Annotated in this window: 14 protein-coding genes; 10 read left to right on the top strand and 4 right to left on the bottom strand. The window is 68.3% G+C overall.

Features of this window, described 5'->3' with window-relative positions; genetic code table 11:
- Positions 1–168: 168 nt before the first annotated feature.
- From CAL29_RS03725 to CAL29_RS03750, 6 genes are read left to right on the top strand one after another with little or no spacing between them, the layout of a single operon-like run.
- Positions 169–3,924, top strand: coding sequence for a nitrate reductase subunit alpha (locus tag CAL29_RS03725; protein WP_094851631.1), 3,756 nt, complete (start codon positions 169–171; stop codon positions 3,922–3,924).
- A 10-nt stretch (positions 3,925–3,934) separates the two neighbouring features.
- Positions 3,935–5,491 (top strand): nitrate reductase subunit beta, encoded by a 1,557-nt coding sequence (narH, locus tag CAL29_RS03730; protein WP_094851632.1) that lies wholly within the window; start codon positions 3,935–3,937, stop codon positions 5,489–5,491.
- A gap of 9 nt (positions 5,492–5,500) precedes the next feature.
- Entirely contained in the window at positions 5,501–6,277 is a 777-nt protein-coding gene (gene narJ, locus CAL29_RS03735; RefSeq protein WP_094851633.1) for a nitrate reductase molybdenum cofactor assembly chaperone, read from the top strand.
- Between the two features lie 13 nt (positions 6,278–6,290).
- Complete coding sequence (narI, locus tag CAL29_RS03740; RefSeq protein WP_094851634.1) at positions 6,291–6,977, top strand: respiratory nitrate reductase subunit gamma; 687 nt, start codon at positions 6,291–6,293, stop codon at positions 6,975–6,977.
- Positions 6,978–6,986: 9 nt separating this feature from the next.
- Positions 6,987–7,730, top strand: coding sequence for a peptidylprolyl isomerase (locus CAL29_RS03745; protein WP_094851635.1), 744 nt, complete (start codon positions 6,987–6,989; stop codon positions 7,728–7,730).
- 29 nt (positions 7,731–7,759) lie between these two features.
- Complete coding sequence (locus CAL29_RS03750; RefSeq protein WP_094851636.1) at positions 7,760–9,049, top strand: MFS transporter; 1,290 nt, start codon at positions 7,760–7,762, stop codon at positions 9,047–9,049.
- On the opposite strand, the gene CAL29_RS03755 is transcribed toward CAL29_RS03750, so the two are convergent.
- Together CAL29_RS03755 and CAL29_RS03760 are read right to left on the bottom strand one after the other, a co-directional pair.
- Positions 9,046–10,011, bottom strand: a complete 966-nt coding sequence (locus CAL29_RS03755) for a Bug family tripartite tricarboxylate transporter substrate binding protein (protein WP_094851637.1) — start codon at positions 10,009–10,011, stop codon at positions 9,046–9,048. The genes CAL29_RS03750 and CAL29_RS03755 overlap by 4 nt on opposite strands.
- A gap of 68 nt (positions 10,012–10,079) precedes the next feature.
- Positions 10,080–11,282 (bottom strand): mandelate racemase/muconate lactonizing enzyme family protein, encoded by a 1,203-nt coding sequence (locus CAL29_RS03760; RefSeq protein ID WP_094851638.1) that lies wholly within the window; start codon positions 11,280–11,282, stop codon positions 10,080–10,082.
- A gap of 156 nt (positions 11,283–11,438) precedes the next feature.
- Between CAL29_RS03760 and CAL29_RS03765 the strand changes: the two genes are divergently transcribed.
- From CAL29_RS03765 to CAL29_RS03780, 4 genes are all read left to right on the top strand, one after another.
- Entirely contained in the window at positions 11,439–12,179 is a 741-nt protein-coding gene (locus CAL29_RS03765; RefSeq protein WP_094851639.1) for a FadR/GntR family transcriptional regulator, read from the top strand.
- A gap of 66 nt (positions 12,180–12,245) precedes the next feature.
- A complete protein-coding gene (locus tag CAL29_RS03770) occupies positions 12,246–12,902 on the top strand; it encodes a TetR family transcriptional regulator (protein WP_094851640.1) in 657 nt (218 codons plus the stop codon).
- A gap of 165 nt (positions 12,903–13,067) precedes the next feature.
- Positions 13,068–13,910: an amidohydrolase family protein gene (locus CAL29_RS03775; RefSeq protein WP_094851641.1), complete on the top strand. Its 843-nt coding sequence runs from the start codon at positions 13,068–13,070 to the stop codon at positions 13,908–13,910.
- A 16-nt stretch (positions 13,911–13,926) separates the two neighbouring features.
- Positions 13,927–14,898, top strand: a complete 972-nt coding sequence (locus CAL29_RS03780; protein WP_256977173.1) for a tripartite tricarboxylate transporter substrate binding protein — start codon at positions 13,927–13,929, stop codon at positions 14,896–14,898.
- Positions 14,899–14,937: 39 nt separating this feature from the next.
- Here the strand turns inward: CAL29_RS03780 and CAL29_RS31205 are convergent, their stop codons facing one another.
- Entirely contained in the window at positions 14,938–15,990 is a 1,053-nt protein-coding gene (locus CAL29_RS31205) for a Bug family tripartite tricarboxylate transporter substrate binding protein (protein ID WP_143277597.1), read from the bottom strand.
- 53 nt (positions 15,991–16,043) lie between these two features.
- Positions 16,044–16,898: an MBL fold metallo-hydrolase gene (locus CAL29_RS31210; RefSeq protein ID WP_179283893.1), complete on the bottom strand. Its 855-nt coding sequence runs from the start codon at positions 16,896–16,898 to the stop codon at positions 16,044–16,046.
- Position 16,899: the final 1 nt, after the last annotated feature.

The following is a 16,899-nucleotide window of genomic DNA, read 5'->3' on the forward strand; positions in this document are numbered from 1 at the left end:
CGGGGCAAGTCCGGCCGGTTTCCGCGCCTGGACCCGGCCTCAGTCGCGCGAGTCCAATGGGGGGCTCGCCCGCGCATCCAACCTTCGTCATTTGATACGACGCCGCCCGCCGCGGCCCGTCGGGTTTCCTCGCGCGTCCGTGCCGCGCGCGGGAGAGGAGTGCTTGCCGTGAGTTTCTTTCTAGACCGTCTCAAGTATTTCTCCCGTCCCAGGAAGGCTTTCGCCGACGGGCACGGCAGCCTCAGCCGCGAGGACCGGACCTGGGAAACGGCCTACCGCGACCGCTGGCAGCACGACAAGGTCGTGCGCTCCACCCATGGCGTCAATTGCACCGGCTCCTGTTCGTGGAAGATCTACGTCAAGGGCGGCATCGTCACCTGGGAGACGCAGCAGACCGACTACCCGCGCACGCGGCCGGACATGCCCAATCACGAACCGCGCGGCTGTTCGCGCGGCGCGTCCTATTCCTGGTATCTCTATAGCGCCAACCGCATCAAGTACCCCATGATCCGCGGCCGCCTGGCCCGCATGTGGCGCGAGGCGCGCAAGACCATGGCGCCGGTGCAGGCCTGGCGCCACATCTGCGCGAACCCGGAGCTGTCGCAAGCGTACAAGTCCGTGCGCGGCATGGGCGGCTTCGTGCGCGCCGGGTGGGACGAGGTCAACGAGCTGGTGGCCGCCGCCAACCTGCATACCGCCAAGGAATACGGCCCGGACCGCGTGGTGGGTTTCTCGCCCATCCCGGCCATGTCCATGGTGTCCTTCTCCGCGGGCAGCCGCTATCTGTCGCTGCTGGGCGGGACCATCCTCAGCTTCTACGACTGGTATTGCGACCTGCCGCCGTCCAGCCCGCAGACCTGGGGCGAACAGACCGACGTGGCCGAATCGGCCGACTGGTTCAACTCCAGCTTCATCATGATGTGGGGCTCGAACGTGCCGCAGACGCGCACGCCCGACGCGCACTTCATGGTCGAGGCGCGCTACCGCGGCGCGAAGATCGTCTCGGTCTTCCCCGACTATGCCGAGGGCGCCAAGTTCGGCGACATCTGGCTGCATCCCAAGCAGGGCACCGACGCGGCGCTGGCGCTGGCCATGGGCCACGTGATCCTGAAGGAATTCCATCTGGAAGGGCGCAGCGCCTACTTCCGCGATTACTGCAAGCGCTACTCCGACATGCCTTTCCTGGTGCGCCTGGCCGAGCGCGACGGCCGCTACGTGCCGGAGCGCCTGCTGCGGGCGGCCGACATCGAGGGCGGCCTGGGCCAGGACAACAATCCCGAATGGAAGCCGCTGGCCTACGACGAGGGCCAGGGGCGCGACGTCCTGGTGGCGCCGCGCGGCTCCATCGGTTTCCGCTGGGGCCAGAAGGAAGGCGGCGACCAGGGCAAGTGGAACCTGGAAAGCAAGGACGCCGACGGCGCCGACGTCGACCTGCGGCTGAGCCTGGTGGGCGTGCACAGCGACGTCGTGCCGGTCGCCTTTCCCTATTTCGGCGCGCGCGAGCACGACTATTTCCAGGGCACGGACCACGACGAGATCCAGGTGCGCAACATGGCGGCGCGCCGCGTCGCCACGCGCGAAGGCGAGGCGCTGGTGGTCACGGTCTACGACCTGCTGATGGCCAACTATGGCGTGGACCGCGGCCTGGGCGGGGGCAACGTCGCTGCGAGCTACGACGACGACGTGCCCTACACCCCGGCCTGGCAGGAGCGCATCACCGGGGTGAAGCGGGAAGACGTCATCACGGTGGCGCGCCAGTTCGCCCAGAACGCCGACAAGACCCAGGGCAAGTCCATGATCATCCTGGGCGCGGGGCTGAACCACTGGTACCACATGGACATGGTCTACCGCGGCATCATCAACCTGGTGGTGATGTGCGGCTGCGTCGGCAAGTCCGGCGGCGGCTGGTGCCACTACGTGGGCCAGGAAAAGCTGCGGCCGCAGACCGGCTGGACCACGCTGGCCTTCGGCCTGGACTGGAACCGGCCGCCGCGCCACATGAACGGCACCTCCTTCTTCTACGCCCATACGGACCAGTGGCGCTACGAGACGCTTAAGGTCGACGAGATCCTGTCGCCGCTGGCTGACGCCAGCCAGTTCCGCGGCTCCATGATCGACTTCAACGTCCGCGCCGAACGCATGGGCTGGCTGCCCTCGGCGCCGCAACTGCACGACAATCCGCTGGCGGTGGCGCGCGCCGCCGAGGCCGCCGGCCAGGACCCGGTGGCCTACGCCGCCGAGGGCCTGCGCAGCGGCCGCCTGAAGTTCGCCTGCGAGGACCCGGACCATCCCAACAACCATCCGCGCAACCTGTTCGTGTGGCGCTCCAACCTGCTGGGCTCGTCGGGCAAGGGACACGAATACTTCCTCAAGCACCTGCTGGGCACCGAGCACGGCGTGCAGGGCAAGGACCTGGGCGAGATGGGCGGGGAGAAGCCGCAAGAGGTGGTCTGGCGCGAGGAAGCGCCGCGCGGCAAGCTGGACCTGGTGGTGACGCTGGATTTCCGCATGTCCACGACCTGCGTGTACTCCGACGTGGTGCTGCCGACGGCGACCTGGTACGAGAAGAACGACCTCAACACCTCGGACATGCATCCCTTCATCCACCCGTTCACGGCGGCGGTGGACCCGGTGTGGGAATCGCGCAGCGATTGGGACATCTACAAGGGCATCGCCGCGGCCTTCAGCCGCCTGGCCAAGGAAGAATTGCCGGTGGCGCGCGACCTGGTGCTGACGCCGCTGCAACACGACACGCCGGGAGAACTGGGCTATCCCTGGGAAGTGAAGGACTGGACGCGCGGCGAGGTCGACATGATCCCCGGCAAGACGGCGCCGTCGATCGCCCTCGTCGAGCGGCGCTACGGCGACCTGTACGACCAGTACACCTCGCTCGGCCCCCTGACCCGCAAGCTGGGCGTGGGCGGCAAGGGCATCAACTGGAAGGCCGAAACCGAGTGCGACCTGCTCGGCAAGCTGAACTACGTGGTCGGCGAAGCGGGCGCGGCCCAGGGCCTGCCGCGCATCGACACCGATATCGACGCGGCGGAGACCATCCTCACCCTGGCGCCGGAGACCAACGGCCAGGTCGCGGTGAAGGCCTGGCAGGCGCTGTCGGCCCAGACCGGCCGGGACCACACGCACCTGGCGCTGCCGCGCGAGCACGAGAAGATACGCTTCCGCGACCTGGTCTCGCAGCCGCACAAGATCATTTCCTCGCCGACCTGGTCCGGCGTCGAGTCCGACAAGGTCAGCTACAACGCCGGCTACACCAACGTGCACGAGCTCATCCCGTGGCGCACGCTCACGGGGCGCCAGCAGTTGTACCAGGATCATCCCTGGATGCTGGCCTTCGGCGAGGGGCTGTGCGTCTACCGGCCGCCGGTGGACACCAAGTCGGTGCGCCCGATGGAAGGCGTGCGCGACAACGGCAACAAGAGCGTGGTGCTGAACTTCATCACGCCGCACCAGAAGTGGGGCATCCATTCCACCTATACCGACAATCTTCTGCTGCTGACGCTGTCGCGCGGCGGTCCCATCATCTGGATGTCGGAAAAGGACGCCGTGCGCGCGGGCCTGGTGGACAACGACTGGGTGGAAGCCTTCAACGTCAACGGCGCCCTGGTGGCGCGCGTGGTGGTGAGCCAGCGCGTGCCGGAGGGCATGACGATGATGTATCACGCGCAGGAGAAGATCGTGAACATGCCGGGTTCCGAGATCACCGGGACGCGCGGCGGCATCCACAACTCGGTGACCCGCATCGTGCTCAAGCCGACCCACATGATCGGCGGCTACGCGCAGTTGTCCTATGGCTTGAATTACTACGGCACCGTCGGCTCGAACCGCGACGAATTCGTTATCGTGCGCAAGCTGGCGCGCGTCGACTGGCTGGAAGGCGAACGCCGGGCCGCCACGGCCGAGGCATGAGGAGATCGGCATGAAAGTACGCGCGCAAATCGCCATGGTGTTGAACCTGGACAAGTGCATCGGCTGCCACACCTGTTCGGTGACCTGCAAGAACGTCTGGACCTCGCGCGAGGGCATGGAGTACGCCTGGTTCAACAACGTCGAGACCAAGCCCGGCATCGGTTATCCCAAGGATTGGGAAAACCAGGCGCACTGGAACGGCGGCTGGCGCCGCCTGGCCAACGGGCGGATAGAGCCGCGCCAGGGCGGCAAGGTCAAGCTGCTGGCGCACATCTTCGCCAACCCCAACCTGCCGGAGATCGACGACTACTACGAGCCCTTCACCTTCGACTACGACCACCTGCAGTCGGCGCCGGAGCTCAAGGCCGCGCCGACAGCGCGTCCGCGTTCGCTGATCACCGGCCAGCGGATGGAGAAGATCGAATGGGGCCCCAACTGGGAGGAGATCCTGGGCGGCGAGTTCGCCAAGCGCTCGAAGGACTACAACTTCGAGGACGTGCAGAAGGACATCTACGGCCAGTTCGAGCACACCTTCATGATGTACCTGCCGCGCCTGTGCGAGCACTGCCTGAATCCCAGTTGCGTGGCGAGTTGCCCGTCGGGGTCGATCTACAAGCGCGAGGAGGACGGCATCGTGCTGGTGGATCAGAACAAGTGCCGCGGCTGGCGCATGTGCGTGTCCGGCTGCCCGTACAAGAAGATCTACTACAACTGGAACAGCGGCAAGGCCGAGAAGTGCATCTTCTGCTATCCGCGCATCGAGGCGGGGCAGCCCACGGTCTGTTCGGAAACCTGCGTCGGGCGCATCCGCTACCTGGGCGTGCTGCTGTACGACGCCGACCGCATCCAGGCCGCGGCCTCGGTGGCGGACGAGCGCGGCTTGTACGAGTCGCAACTGGACGTGTTCCTCGATCCCGAGGACCCCGCGGTCATCGCCCAGGCGCGCGCCGACGGCGTGCCGGAGGACTGGCTGCAAGCCGCGCGGCAGTCGCCCACCTACAAGATGGCCGTCCAGTGGCGCATCGCCTTCCCCCTGCACCCGGAGTACCGCACGCTGCCCATGGTCTGGTACGTGCCGCCGCTGTCGCCCATCCAGGCCGCCGCCAGCAGCGGGCAGGTCGGCAGCTTCGGCGAGCTGCCGGACGTGAAGTCCCTGCGCATTCCGCTGCGCTACCTGGCCAACCTGCTGACCGCCGGCGATGAGGCGCCGGTGGCGCTGGCGCTGGAGCGCCTGCTGGCGATGCGCGCATTCATGCGGGCGCGCACCGTGGACGGGGAGGAGCGGCCGGCCATCCTGCAACAGGTGGGCCTGTCCGTGGCGCAGATCGAGGAGATGTACCGCTACCTGGCCATCGCCAATTACGAAGACCGCTTCGTCATCCCGACCGCGCACCGCGAATACGCCGAGGACGCCTTCGACCTGAAGGGCAGTTGCGGTTTTTCCTTCGGCAACGGGTGTTCGCCCGGCGCGCCGGCTTCGTCGCCGTCTTCGCTGTTCGGCGCCAAGCCCAAGGGAGATGCGCGCAAGACGGTCTTCATGGAAGTCGAAGTCGCGCGTACGCGCTGAGGAGAGGATATGAGTCTGTCCAACGCCACACCGGCCGCTGAATCGGACGCCACGCCGGATACAACGCCGGACACAACGCCGGCCGGCGCCGACGCCGAGCTCTACGCGGCCCTGTCCCTGCTGCTGCGCTATCCCGAGGCGGACTGGGTGTCCGCGCTGCCGGAGATGCGCCAGGCGCTGCCCGCCGCCGCGCGCGCCGCCCTGGCGCCGCTGCTGGCATGGTTCGCCAACGCCGCCGACCTGATCGCCTTGCAGGAAGTCTACGTCGAGACCTTCGACAGCCGCCCCGCGCATTCCCTGCATCTGTTCGAGCACGTGCACGGGCAATCGCGCGACCGCGGGCAGGCCATGGTCGACCTGCGCGAGGAATACCTGGCGCACGGGCTGGCGCCCGACCCGGCCGAACTGCCGGACTACGTGCCGCTCTTCCTCGAATTCCTGGCCCGGATCCCGCCGGCGGACGCGAGTCGCCTGCTGGGCGACGCCATCCACGTGCTGGCGCGGCTGGGCGACAAGCTGGCCGAGGCGAAGAGCCCTTACGCCTGCGTCTTCGCGGTGCTGCGCGGCAAGACCGATGTCCAGCCCCAGCCCTTGCCCGAGGCGCCGGAAGGCGGGCTGGAGGAAACCCCCGTGGTCTTCGGCCCCGAGGCCGGCGGCCCCGGCACCATGCTGCGGCAGATGCAGGGCGAGGCGCCGCTGCGCTTCCATGCCTCGGATCCGCGCGGCAAGCGCGGCGGCGCGGCGCCGCCGGCGCCGCCTGTTCAGAGCGGTCCCGCGCGGACTTGAGGAGACCATCATCATGGGCGATTACCTGCGCTACTTCTTCTTCGCGGTCTACCCCTATATCGCGTTGACGATATTCCTGCTGGGCAGCCTGGCCCGCTACGACCGCGACCAGTACCGCTGGAAGAGCGATTCCAGCCAGTTGCTCAAGCACGGCACGCTGCGCTGGGGCAGCAATCTTTTCCACCTGGGCATCATCGCCCTGTTCTTCACGCACCTGGTGGGCCTGCTGACGCCGCCGGCGGTGTATCACGCGCTGGGGCTGAGCACGGCGGCCAAGCAGGAGATGGCCATCGTGGTCGGCGCCATCCTGGGACTGGTCTGCTTCGCGGGGCTGGTGCTGCTGATCTGGCGCCGCTTCAGCGAGCCGCGCCTGCGCGCGACCTCGCGCACGTCGGACTGGCTGACCCTGATCTGGATCCTGATCGTGCTGACCCTGGGCCTGATTTCCATCCTGACCTCGCGGCAGCACCACGACGGCGGCGTCATGGTGGCGCTGGGCGATTGGGCGCAGCACATCGTGACCTTCCGCGGCGGCGCCGCCGCCATCATCGCCGGCGTGCCGATGATCTACCAGGCGCACATGGTGCTGGGCATGACGCTGTTCGTGATCTTTCCCTTCACCCGCCTGGTGCACGTCTGGAGCGGCTTCGCCTCCGTCGCCTACCTGGGCCGCGCCTGGCAACTGGTGCGTTCGCGCTGAGGAGACGCCATGATCACCGTCAACGGTACGGCCATCAGCGAAGCGGACCTCGGGGCCGAGGCGGCGCGCCACCAGGGCGCCGAGGATCCCATGATGAGCGCCGCGCACGAACTGGTGCTGCGCGAACTGCTGCGCCAGCGCGCGGCGGAGCTGGGCATCGCCGAGCCGGACGCCGAGGCCGCCGTCCGGGCGGTGCTGGCGGCCGAGGTGAAGACGCCGGCGGCCGACGAGGACACCTGCCGGCGCTATTTCGAACAGCACCTGGAACGCTTCATGACGGGCGAGAGCGTGGAGGTCAGCCACATTCTTTTCCAACTGACCCCGCGCATCGATCCCCAGCGCCTGCGCGCCCACGCCACCGGCATCCTCAACGGCCTGCTGGCGGGCCGCGAGGACTTCGCCGAATGCGCCCGCCGTTATTCCAACTGCCCCTCGGGCGCGGGCGGCGGCCAACTGGGCGAGTTGCGGCGCGGCGACGCGGTGGAGGAATTCGAGCGGGCTGTCTTCAGCCTGCCCGGCGACACGCTGGCGCCGCGCCTGATCGACACCCGCTACGGTTTTCACATCGTGCGCACGGGCCGCAAGCAGGCCGGCGAGCCGGGCGAGTACGAGGCCGTCAAGCCCATGATCGCCAGTTGGCTGGAGGCGGCCAGCCGCCGGCGGGCGGAGTCGCAATACCTGCAATGGCTGGTGGGACAGGCGCGCATCCGGGGCGTGGCGATGCAAGGCGCGGACACGCCGCTGGTGCAGTGACGCATGGATGGAACCTAAAAGGAAAGAACATGGATCAACCGTTGCCCCGGGCCTATCCGGTGCTGTATGCCAGCACCCTGGCCTTCATGGTCTGCTTTGTCGTGTGGATGATGTTCGGCGTGCTGGGGATTCCCATCCGCGACGAGCTGGGCCTGAACGCCTTCCAGTTCGGGCTGTTGACGTCGACGCCGGTGTTGACGGGCGCGGTGTTCCGCCTGCCCCTGGGCATCTGGACCGACCGCTACGGCGGCCGCATCGTGATGACGGTGCTGCTCCTGCTGTGCGCGGTGCCGGTCTTCTTCGTGGCCTATGCCCAGGCCTTGTGGCAGTTCCTGTTCATCGGCCTGTTCCTGGGCCTGGTCGGCGCCTCGTTCGCGGTGGGCACGCCCTACGTGGCGCGCTTCTTTCCGCCGAGCCGGCGCGGCTTCGCCATGGGGTTCTTCGGCGCGGGGACCGTGGGGGCGGCCGTCAACCTGTTCGTCACGCCCATCCTGCTGAATCACTACGGCTGGCGCATGGTGCCGAAGATCTACGCGGTCGTGCTGGTGGTGACGGCCGTGGGCTTCTGGTTCGCGGCGGCCAGGGATCCCGGGGCGGGGAAGAAGGGCGGCAGCCTGGCCTCGCAGTTCGAGGTGCTGAAGGACCCCAGGGTGTGGCGCTACTGCCAGTACTACTCGATCACCTTCGGCGGCTTCACGGCCTTGTCGCTGTGGATACCCCAGTACATGAAGGCGGAGTACGGCCTGAGCATCGCGGCGGCGGCCGGCCTGGCGGCGGGTTTTTCCCTGCCCGGCTCGATACTGCGCGCCGTGGGCGGCGTGCTGGCCGACAAGTGGGGCGCGCACAGCACGACGTGGTGGTGCCTGTGGGTGGCATGGATATGCCTGTTCCTGCTGTCCTACCCGGACACCACCTTCACCATCAGGACGATAGGCGGCGCGGCGTCGCTGCACATCCACCTGCCGATCTGGCTGTTCACGGGCCTGCTGTTCCTGCTCGGCATGAGCTTCGCCTTCGGCATGGCGTCGACCTTCAAGTACGTCGCCGACGATTTCCCGGACAACATGGGCGTGGTGTCCGGCATCGTCGGCCTGGCCGGCGGCCTGGGCGGCTTCCTGCTGCCGCTGATGTTCGGCGCGCTGCTGGACACGCTGCAGGTGCGGTCCAGCAACTTCATGCTGCTCTACGGCGTGGTGTGGGTGTCGCTGATCATCATGTACGTGTCCGAGGTGCGCAAGCTGCGGGTGCTCGGCGACCGGAGCGGCCCGCGCGGCCCGCGCGCCCCGGGCGCCTCGGGCGCCGCGGCGAACTTGAACTAGTCGATGTGGATATGCCGCGCCTCGATGAGGTCCTTCCAGCGCTGGTATTCCCGCGCCTGGAAGGCGGTGAATTCCTCCGGGGTGTTGGCGACGATCTCCAGGCCCTGTTCCTCCAGCTTGCCGGCGACCTCGGGGTCCTTCATGCTGGCGATGGCGGCCGCGGCGAGCTTGGCCTTGATATCGGGCGGCAGGCCCTTGGGCGCGGCCAGGGCCTGCCAGGAATAGATCACCGCGTTGGGCACGCCGGCTTCGGCCAGCGTCGGCACGTCCGGCAGGACGGGCGATCGCCGCGCGCCCGTCACCGCGATGGCGTGCAGCTTGCCGGCCTGGATCAGGCCCAGCACCGCGTTGACGTTCTGGAAGGAATAGTCGACCTGGCCGCCCATGAGGTCGCTGATGGCGGGCGCGCCGCCCTTGTAGGCCACGTGCATGCCCTCGGTGCCGGTCTGCTGCAGGAAGACTTCGGCCGACAGGTGGTCCGACGCGCCGTAGCCGGAGTTGGCGAAGCTCACGTGCCCCGGCCTGGCGCGCAGTTCGGCGATGACGTCCTGCACCGTGCGCGCCTTCTTGTCCGGTCCGGCGACCAGGACGTTGGGCGCCTGCACCGCGACGGTGATGTAGTCGAAATCCTTCAGCGCGTCGTAGGGCATGGACTTGATCAGGTGCGGCGCGATCACGTAGGTGCCCAGCGACGACATCATCAAGGTGTAGCCGTCCGGCGCGGCGCGGCTGACGTAGCCGCCGCCTATCGTGCCGGTGGCGCCCGGACGGTTCTGCACGATGAAGTTGCCGCCCAGCCGCTTCTGCAATTGCTCGGCCATGATGCGGCCGATGGCATCGGTGGCCCCGCCGGCGGGGAAGGGCACCACCACCTGCACGGGATGGTCCTTGGGCCAGGGCGATTCCGCCGCCGCGCCGAATGCGGCGCAGGCGAGCAACACGCCCGTCAGTAATCTCTTCATGCCTGTCTCCTCTGGAATTCTGGGTATTCTGTTTTTCGTTTTCTGCTATCGGCGGCCCGCGCCTGCTTTTATCGGCGGCTGGTCCGCACGACCGCGTCCTCGCGCTTCGCCACATCGGGATGCAGCCGCGTGCCCAGGCCGGCCGCCGTCGGCGCCAGCACCATGCCGCGCTCGACCACCGGCAGCTCGGTCACCAGGTCGCGATACCAGGTGCTCAAGGTGGCGCGCACGACCTCCTGGAAGATCGCCGTCGGCGCGTGGATGGCCAGGTGCAGGCCGGCGACCAGCGTCACCGGGCCGGTGCAGTCATGCGGCGCCAGCGGGCGCGCATAGGCCTGGGCCAGCGCGGCGATCTTGCGCCCCTCCGTCAGCCCGCCGCACCAGGCCAGGTCCAGCATGACCACGTCCAGCGCGTCGCGCGCCAGCAGGTCGCGGAACGGCACCAGGCCGGCCAGCGTCTCGCTGCCGCACACCGGCACGCGCGTCTGGCGGCGCAGGTCGGCCAGGGCCTGGACGTCGTCCATCTTGGCGATGGGATCTTCCGCCCAGAACACGCCGTAGTCTTCCAGCCCGCGGCAGATGCGCGCCGCTGCGCCGGCCGTCCACATGCTGTGCAGCTCGCACATCACGTCGATGCGGTCGCCCACCGCGTCGCGGATCTTGCGGAAGGGTTCGAGCCCGCGCCGAAGGTCCTCTGGTCCGATCAGGTGGCCGCCGGTGGCCGCCGCATAGCCGTCGAACGGCCATATCTTCATCGCCGTGTAGCCTTCTTCGAGCAGGCTCCCGGCCAGCTCGCCCGCGTCGCGCATGAAGGCGATCTGGTCGTCGTAGGGGCCCTTGGGCGCCTCGGAGCCGTCCGTGCTGCGGCGCACGACGCCGGCGGTGTTGTACGCGTAGCCCGCGCAGGTGTTGTAGGCGCGGATGCGGTCGCGCACGCCGCCGCCCATGGCGACGTAGACGGGGACGCCCTGGCGCTGGCCCGCCAGGTCCCATAGCGCGATATCGACGGCGCTGGCGGCGCGGACTTCCGCGCTGGCGCTGTGGAAACCCAGGTAAGGATTCATGAGTTGCTGCGACACCGCCTCGATATGCCGCGCGTCGCGCCCCAGCAGCCAGGGGGCGACCTGCTCGTGCAGGACGGCCTCCACGGCCTGCGCGCCGCGGAAGGACTCGCCCAGCCCGATCAGCCCCTCATCGGTTTCGATTTCCACCCAGATGAGATTGGGACGTTCGTTGATGCGGATGCTGCGTAGAGCCGTGATGGTCGCCATGCCCGGGTCCTGTCGAGGAGGGTTGGAAAAAGAGGCGCGGCGGCGTCGATACGCGGAAGGATTGCCGTCGCGGCTGTACGCATGCTCGGTTCGCGGCGTTACCATGTCAATGAATCGGCAGACTAGTATTACTACTTCGGATCGAGCGAGGTCATCATGGCCATCTCCCCGTTGAGCGATTTCGCCTACAAGCAAGTGCTGGCCATGGTCGAAGGCATGCAGCCCGACCAGCGCCTGCCCAGCGAGGAAGACCTGTCACGCAGGCTGGGAGTATCTCGGCCGGTATTGCGCCAGGCCCTGGCGCGGCTGCGCACGGAAGGCTGGGTCCATGCCCGGCGCGGCGCGGGCAATTTCGTCGGCAAGCCGCCCGCGCTGCAAAGCGCCACCTTCGGTCCGCTGCACAGCATTCCCGACATGCGCAGCTTCCTGGAATTCCGCTGCCTGCTGGAAGCCGAAAGCGCGGCCTGCGCCGCCCGTTGCGGCGATCCCCGGTTGCAGGACGAAATCAGCCGGCGGCGGCGCCTGATGGAAAGCGCGCTGGCGCACGGCCAGCCCGGCATCGAGGAAGACATCGCCTTTCACGCGGCCATCGCCGCGGCGAGCGGCAACCGTTTCTTCAGCATGACCATGAACGCGCTGGCGGAGCAGACCCGGGTGTCCATCAAGCTGATCCGCGAGCTTTCGCCGCAGCCCATGGTGCGGCGCGCGGTGGACGTGCGCAACGAGCATCGCGCCATCGACGACGCCATACGCGCGGGCGACCCCGACGCCGCGCGCGAGGCGATGCTGAATCATCTGCGCGGCGGATTGATGCGATTGTTCGGCAGCGAGGCGCGCGCCGCGGAGGGCGGCCATCCCCATGCGCATGGGGATGCGCCGGCGCCGGGAGGCTTATAATGCGATGAATTGTTCATATTTTTCCGGGCGTGGTTCGCCCAGGCATACGGAAAGGGAAAGCCATCCATGACCGCCCGTCCCGGCCCCAAGATATCCTCGCGCAAGCAGCCCAAGCAGGCCCGCTCCACGGAATTGGTCGCGGCCATCCTGGAGGCCGCCGCGAAGGTGCTGGCGGAGGAGGGCGCGCCGCGCTTCACCACGGCGCGGGTGGCGGAGAAGGCGGGCGTCAGCATCGGCTCGCTGTACCAGTATTTCCCCAACAAGGCGGCCATCCTCTTTCGCCTGCAAAGCGACGAATGGCGGCAGACCCAGGACATGCTGCGCGACATCCTGGAGGACGGCCGCCACCCGCCGCTCGCGCGCCTGCGCAAGCTGGTCCACGCCTTCTTCAAGTCCGAATGCGACGAGGCCGCCATGCGCACCGCCTTGAACGACGCCGCGCCGCTCTACCGCGATGCGCCCGAGACGCGCGAGGTGAAGGAGAGCGGGCAGCGCACCATCCAGGCCTTCCTGGAGGAAGCCCTGCCGCGCGCGCCGGCCGCCCAGCGGGCCCTGGCCGGCGAGGTGATCAATTCCACGCTGGGCGCCGTCGGCAAGCAATTCTCCGAACGGCCCCGCAAGACGGCGGAGATCGCCACCTACGCCGACGCCGTCGCCGACATGCTGTGCGCCTACCTGGAGAAGATCGCGGAGACCGGCGCGCGGCCGGCCAAGGCGAGGTAGTTTCCCCGGCTTCGCCGGTATGCCTGTCGGGGCCTCACCCGCTTCATTAGAAAAACTGCATTAGCGATAAACAAAAATTCGATATTCGCTGACGTCCGGAATCGCTAAGATGGCTTCCGTTCGAACAGGAGAAGGCCGGCCGCGGGTGGCCGGTCCCAGAAGAAAATGGAAGAGACGACACTCGGCACGCCGGCGGGCGCGCGGAAGGCCTTGCCGCCCGGCGCCTGCGATTCCCATTTGCACCTCTACGATACGGCGATCATCGACGCCCCCGCGGCCCCCAATCCGCTGGCCGGCTGCACGGCCGGCCGCTACCGCGCCCTGCGCGACAGCCTGGGCCTGCGGCGCGCGGTGGTCGTCACCCCGGCGCCGCACGTGGTCGACAACCGCGTCACCCTGGCCGCCATCCAGGCCCTGGGCGCGCGCGACACGCGCGGCGTGGGCGTGGTCTTTCCCGACGTGACGGACGCCGAGCTGCGGCGCCTGCACGAGGGCGGCATCCGCGGCATCCGCTTCACCGTCGCCATTCCCCGCACGGCCGTCACCCGCATCGACATGATCGAGGCCCTGGCGCCGCGCGTGCATGAGCTGGGCTGGCACGTGCAACTGCACATGACGCCGTCCCAGATCGTCGAGAGCCGGTCCATCATCGAGCGGCTGCCCTGCGCCATCGTGTTCGACCACCTGGCGCGCCTGGCCGACGGCCCCCTGGACGAACGCGCCTGGGCCATCGTGCAGGACCGGTTGCAGGCCGGCAAAACCTGGGTCAAGCTGTCCGGCTACTACCTGGCCGCGGATGCCGGCAAGGCGCGCGACGTGGCGAGAAAGCTCGCGGCGGCCGCCCCCGAGCGCATGGTCTGGGGCTCGGACTGGCCCCATCCCACCGAAATGCCCACGCCGCCGGAGACGGCGCGCACCCTGGACGCCCTGGAGGACTGGATTCCCGACGCCGGCCAGCGCAAGCGCATCCTGGTCGACAACCCCGAGCAGCTATACGGTTTCGAATAACTATCCGGAGACACATATGCAACGCTTCCAACGCATCCGCAGGGGATTGCTCCTGTCCGCCGTCCTGGCGGCCGCCCCGATCGCCGCCCAGGCCGCCTGGCCGGAACAACCCATCCGCCTCATCGTGCCCTATGCCGCGGGCGGCGGCGCCGACAACGTCGCGCGCGTCATCGCCGGTCCCCTGGGCGAGAAGCTGGGCCAGAGCATCATCGTGGAAAACCGCCCGGGCGCCGGCGCGACCATCGCCGAGGGCGTGGTGGCCCGCTCCGCGCCGGACGGCTACACGGTGCTGTACGACACCTTCACCTATGCCGTGAACGCCTCGTTGCGCAAGCTCAACTTCAACCCGTCCAAGGACCTGACGCCGGTGGCGATCACCGCCACGGCGCCGCTGATCCTGGTGGTGAATCCCAAGGTCAAGGCGAACACCCTGGCCGAGTTCGTGACGCTGGCCAAGAATCCCGACAACAAGGTGACCTACGCCTCCTACGGCATCGGCAGCGCGGCCCACCTGGCCGCCGAACTGCTGGCGCGCGACGCCGGCCTGAGCATGCTGCACATTCCCTACAAGGGCGGCGCGCCCGCGCTGGTGGACCTGGTGGGCGGACAGGTGAACGCCTATTTCGCCAATGCCTCGTCCGGCCTGCCTTACGTCCGCAACGGCACGCTGCGCGCGCTGGCGGTGTCGTCGTCCAAGCGGCTGAATACGCTGCCCGACGTCCCCACCGTGGCGGAAAGCGGCTATCCCGGCTTCGAGGTGCTGGAATGGCACGGCGTGTTCGTCCCGCACGGCACGCCGCCGGAGGCGGCCAGGAAGCTCGCCGACGCGGTCCAGGCGGTCATCAGCTCGCCCGACGTGGTCAAGCGCCTGAACAGCCTGGGCATCGATCCCAGCCCCATTCCGCCGTCCGGCGCGCAGGCCTACATCGACGACCAGGTCAAGCGCTGGTCGACCCTGATCAAGGACCGGAACATTTCCCTGGAATAAGCCGATCACTTGCACCGCGCCGCGCCGCGTCGCGGCGCGTCAGTCCACCCGGGCCCCGGACTCCTTCACGGCCTTGGACCATTTGGCGGCGTCTTCGTGCAGCACCGCCAGGAATGCCTTGCTGCTGCCGCCGATCACCTCGCCGCCGTCGGCCTGGATGGTCTTGACGACGTCGGGCGAGCGCAAGGCCTCGTTGGCCGCCTCGTTCAGGATGTCGACGACGGCTTGCGGCGTTTTCGCCGGCACGAAGAAGCCGTACCAGGTCCCCGCGTTGAATCCCGGATAGCCGGCCTCCGCGATGGTCGGCACGTCGGGCAGCGAGGCGCTGCGCCTGTCGGCCGATACCGCCACGGCGCGCAGTTGGCCGGCCCTGATCTGGCCGAAGGAGGTGGGGATGGACGACATCATCAAGTCGTCGCGGCCGGCGATGGTATCGGTCAGCGCCGAGCTGGCTCCCTTGTAGGGGATGTGCGAGAGCTGGATCCCGGCCGCCTGCTGGAACAGCACGCTGGTCAGGTGCGAGACCGTGCCGCTGCCCGGCGTGGCCAGGTTCAGGTTCTTGCCCTGCGCATTGGCCTTGCGCGCCGCGGCGACGATGTCGGCCAGCGTGCGGAACGGCGAGTGGGTCGGCACCACGACCACATTGGGCGCGTTGGACAGCCGGATCACGGGAATGAAACTCTTGAACGTGTCGTAGGACACGTTGGAATAGAGATAGGGGTTGATCACCATCTGCGAGGTCTGCCCCAGCAGGACGGTGTAGCCGTCCGGCGCCGCATTGGCGACGCGTACCGCGCCGATGATGCCGTTGGCGCCCGGCACGTTCTCCACCACGAAGGACGTCTTCAGCAGTTGGCTCATCTTGACGCTGACGACCCGCGCCATCAGGTCCATGCCGCCGCCGGCGCCGGTGGGGACGATGACCGTGACCGGCGCGCCGGGATAGCCGCCCGCGCGCGCCTCGCCGGCCAGGCCCGCGAGGGCCAGGGACAATACCGGCAATATCGCGCGCAACGATACGCCCGCGCGCCGGCCCCGCCGGGCCCCGGGCCAGTCGCGCCCGGGCAGCCTCCTCGTCTTGGTGGTGTTCATCGCATGTCTCCGTCCGTTCGAATTGTTTTGCGGCGCCGGCGAACCCGGGCCGCCTAGCCGGGCGCCGTCTTGGGCAGGGCCTCGGCGGCCGCCGCCTTGGCCGCCGCCGCGGCGGCCAGGCCGTTCTCGGTGCCGGACTCCGGCACGGCGCTGCCGTACAACAGGCCTTCCTTGATCTTGGGCACGGTCCGCCGCGGATCGAGGATGGGCAGGCCGTGGGTGGGCGCGATGACGCGCACGTCCAGCCGGTCCAGCAGCCATTGCAGCCGCTCGACATAGATGTTCATGTCGGTGAACTTGGTCCAGAACAACGCCCGGTCGGCGAAGACGGCGGACACTTCGGGGATGTTCAGCGAAATGGCTTCTTCGGCGAAGTGGCCGCAATGGCCGTCCTCGTGATAATGGCTGTACGCGAAGCCGTCGCCGGGGAACAGCACGCGCGCCTGGTGATCGAAGCCCCACCAGGTGGTGCGCAGGTCGCGGATGACCGGCTCCACCAGTTCGAACGTGCGTCCGCCCAGGTCGACCCGGTCGCCGCCGCGCATCTCCCGCAGGCGATGCGCGTACTGCGGGAAGGCCAGGTGGTAATCGCAGATGTCGCCGCACACGACCGCCTCCGGATACCGATGCAGCACGCGGCCCAGCCCGCCGGAATGCGGCGTTTCCTGGTGCGTGACGAAAAGGTATTTCAGGGGCGCCTTGCCCGCCAGCAGGGATTCCATCTGCGCGTTTATCAGCGGGAAGTCCTTGGGATGCCCGGTCTCGATCAGCATGGAAGCGGTCTCGCCGATCAGGAGGAAGGCCGCGTTGTACGTGTGATAGATCTTGCCGTTGGCCTGCTGCTCCAGGCAATCGCCCAGCCAGAACACGCCCGGCGCCAGTTGCCGCGGCATCGGTTTCTTGCTCACC

This window comes from Bordetella genomosp. 10, assembly GCF_002261225.1.
Lineage (GTDB): Bacteria > Pseudomonadota > Gammaproteobacteria > Burkholderiales > Burkholderiaceae_B > Bordetella_C.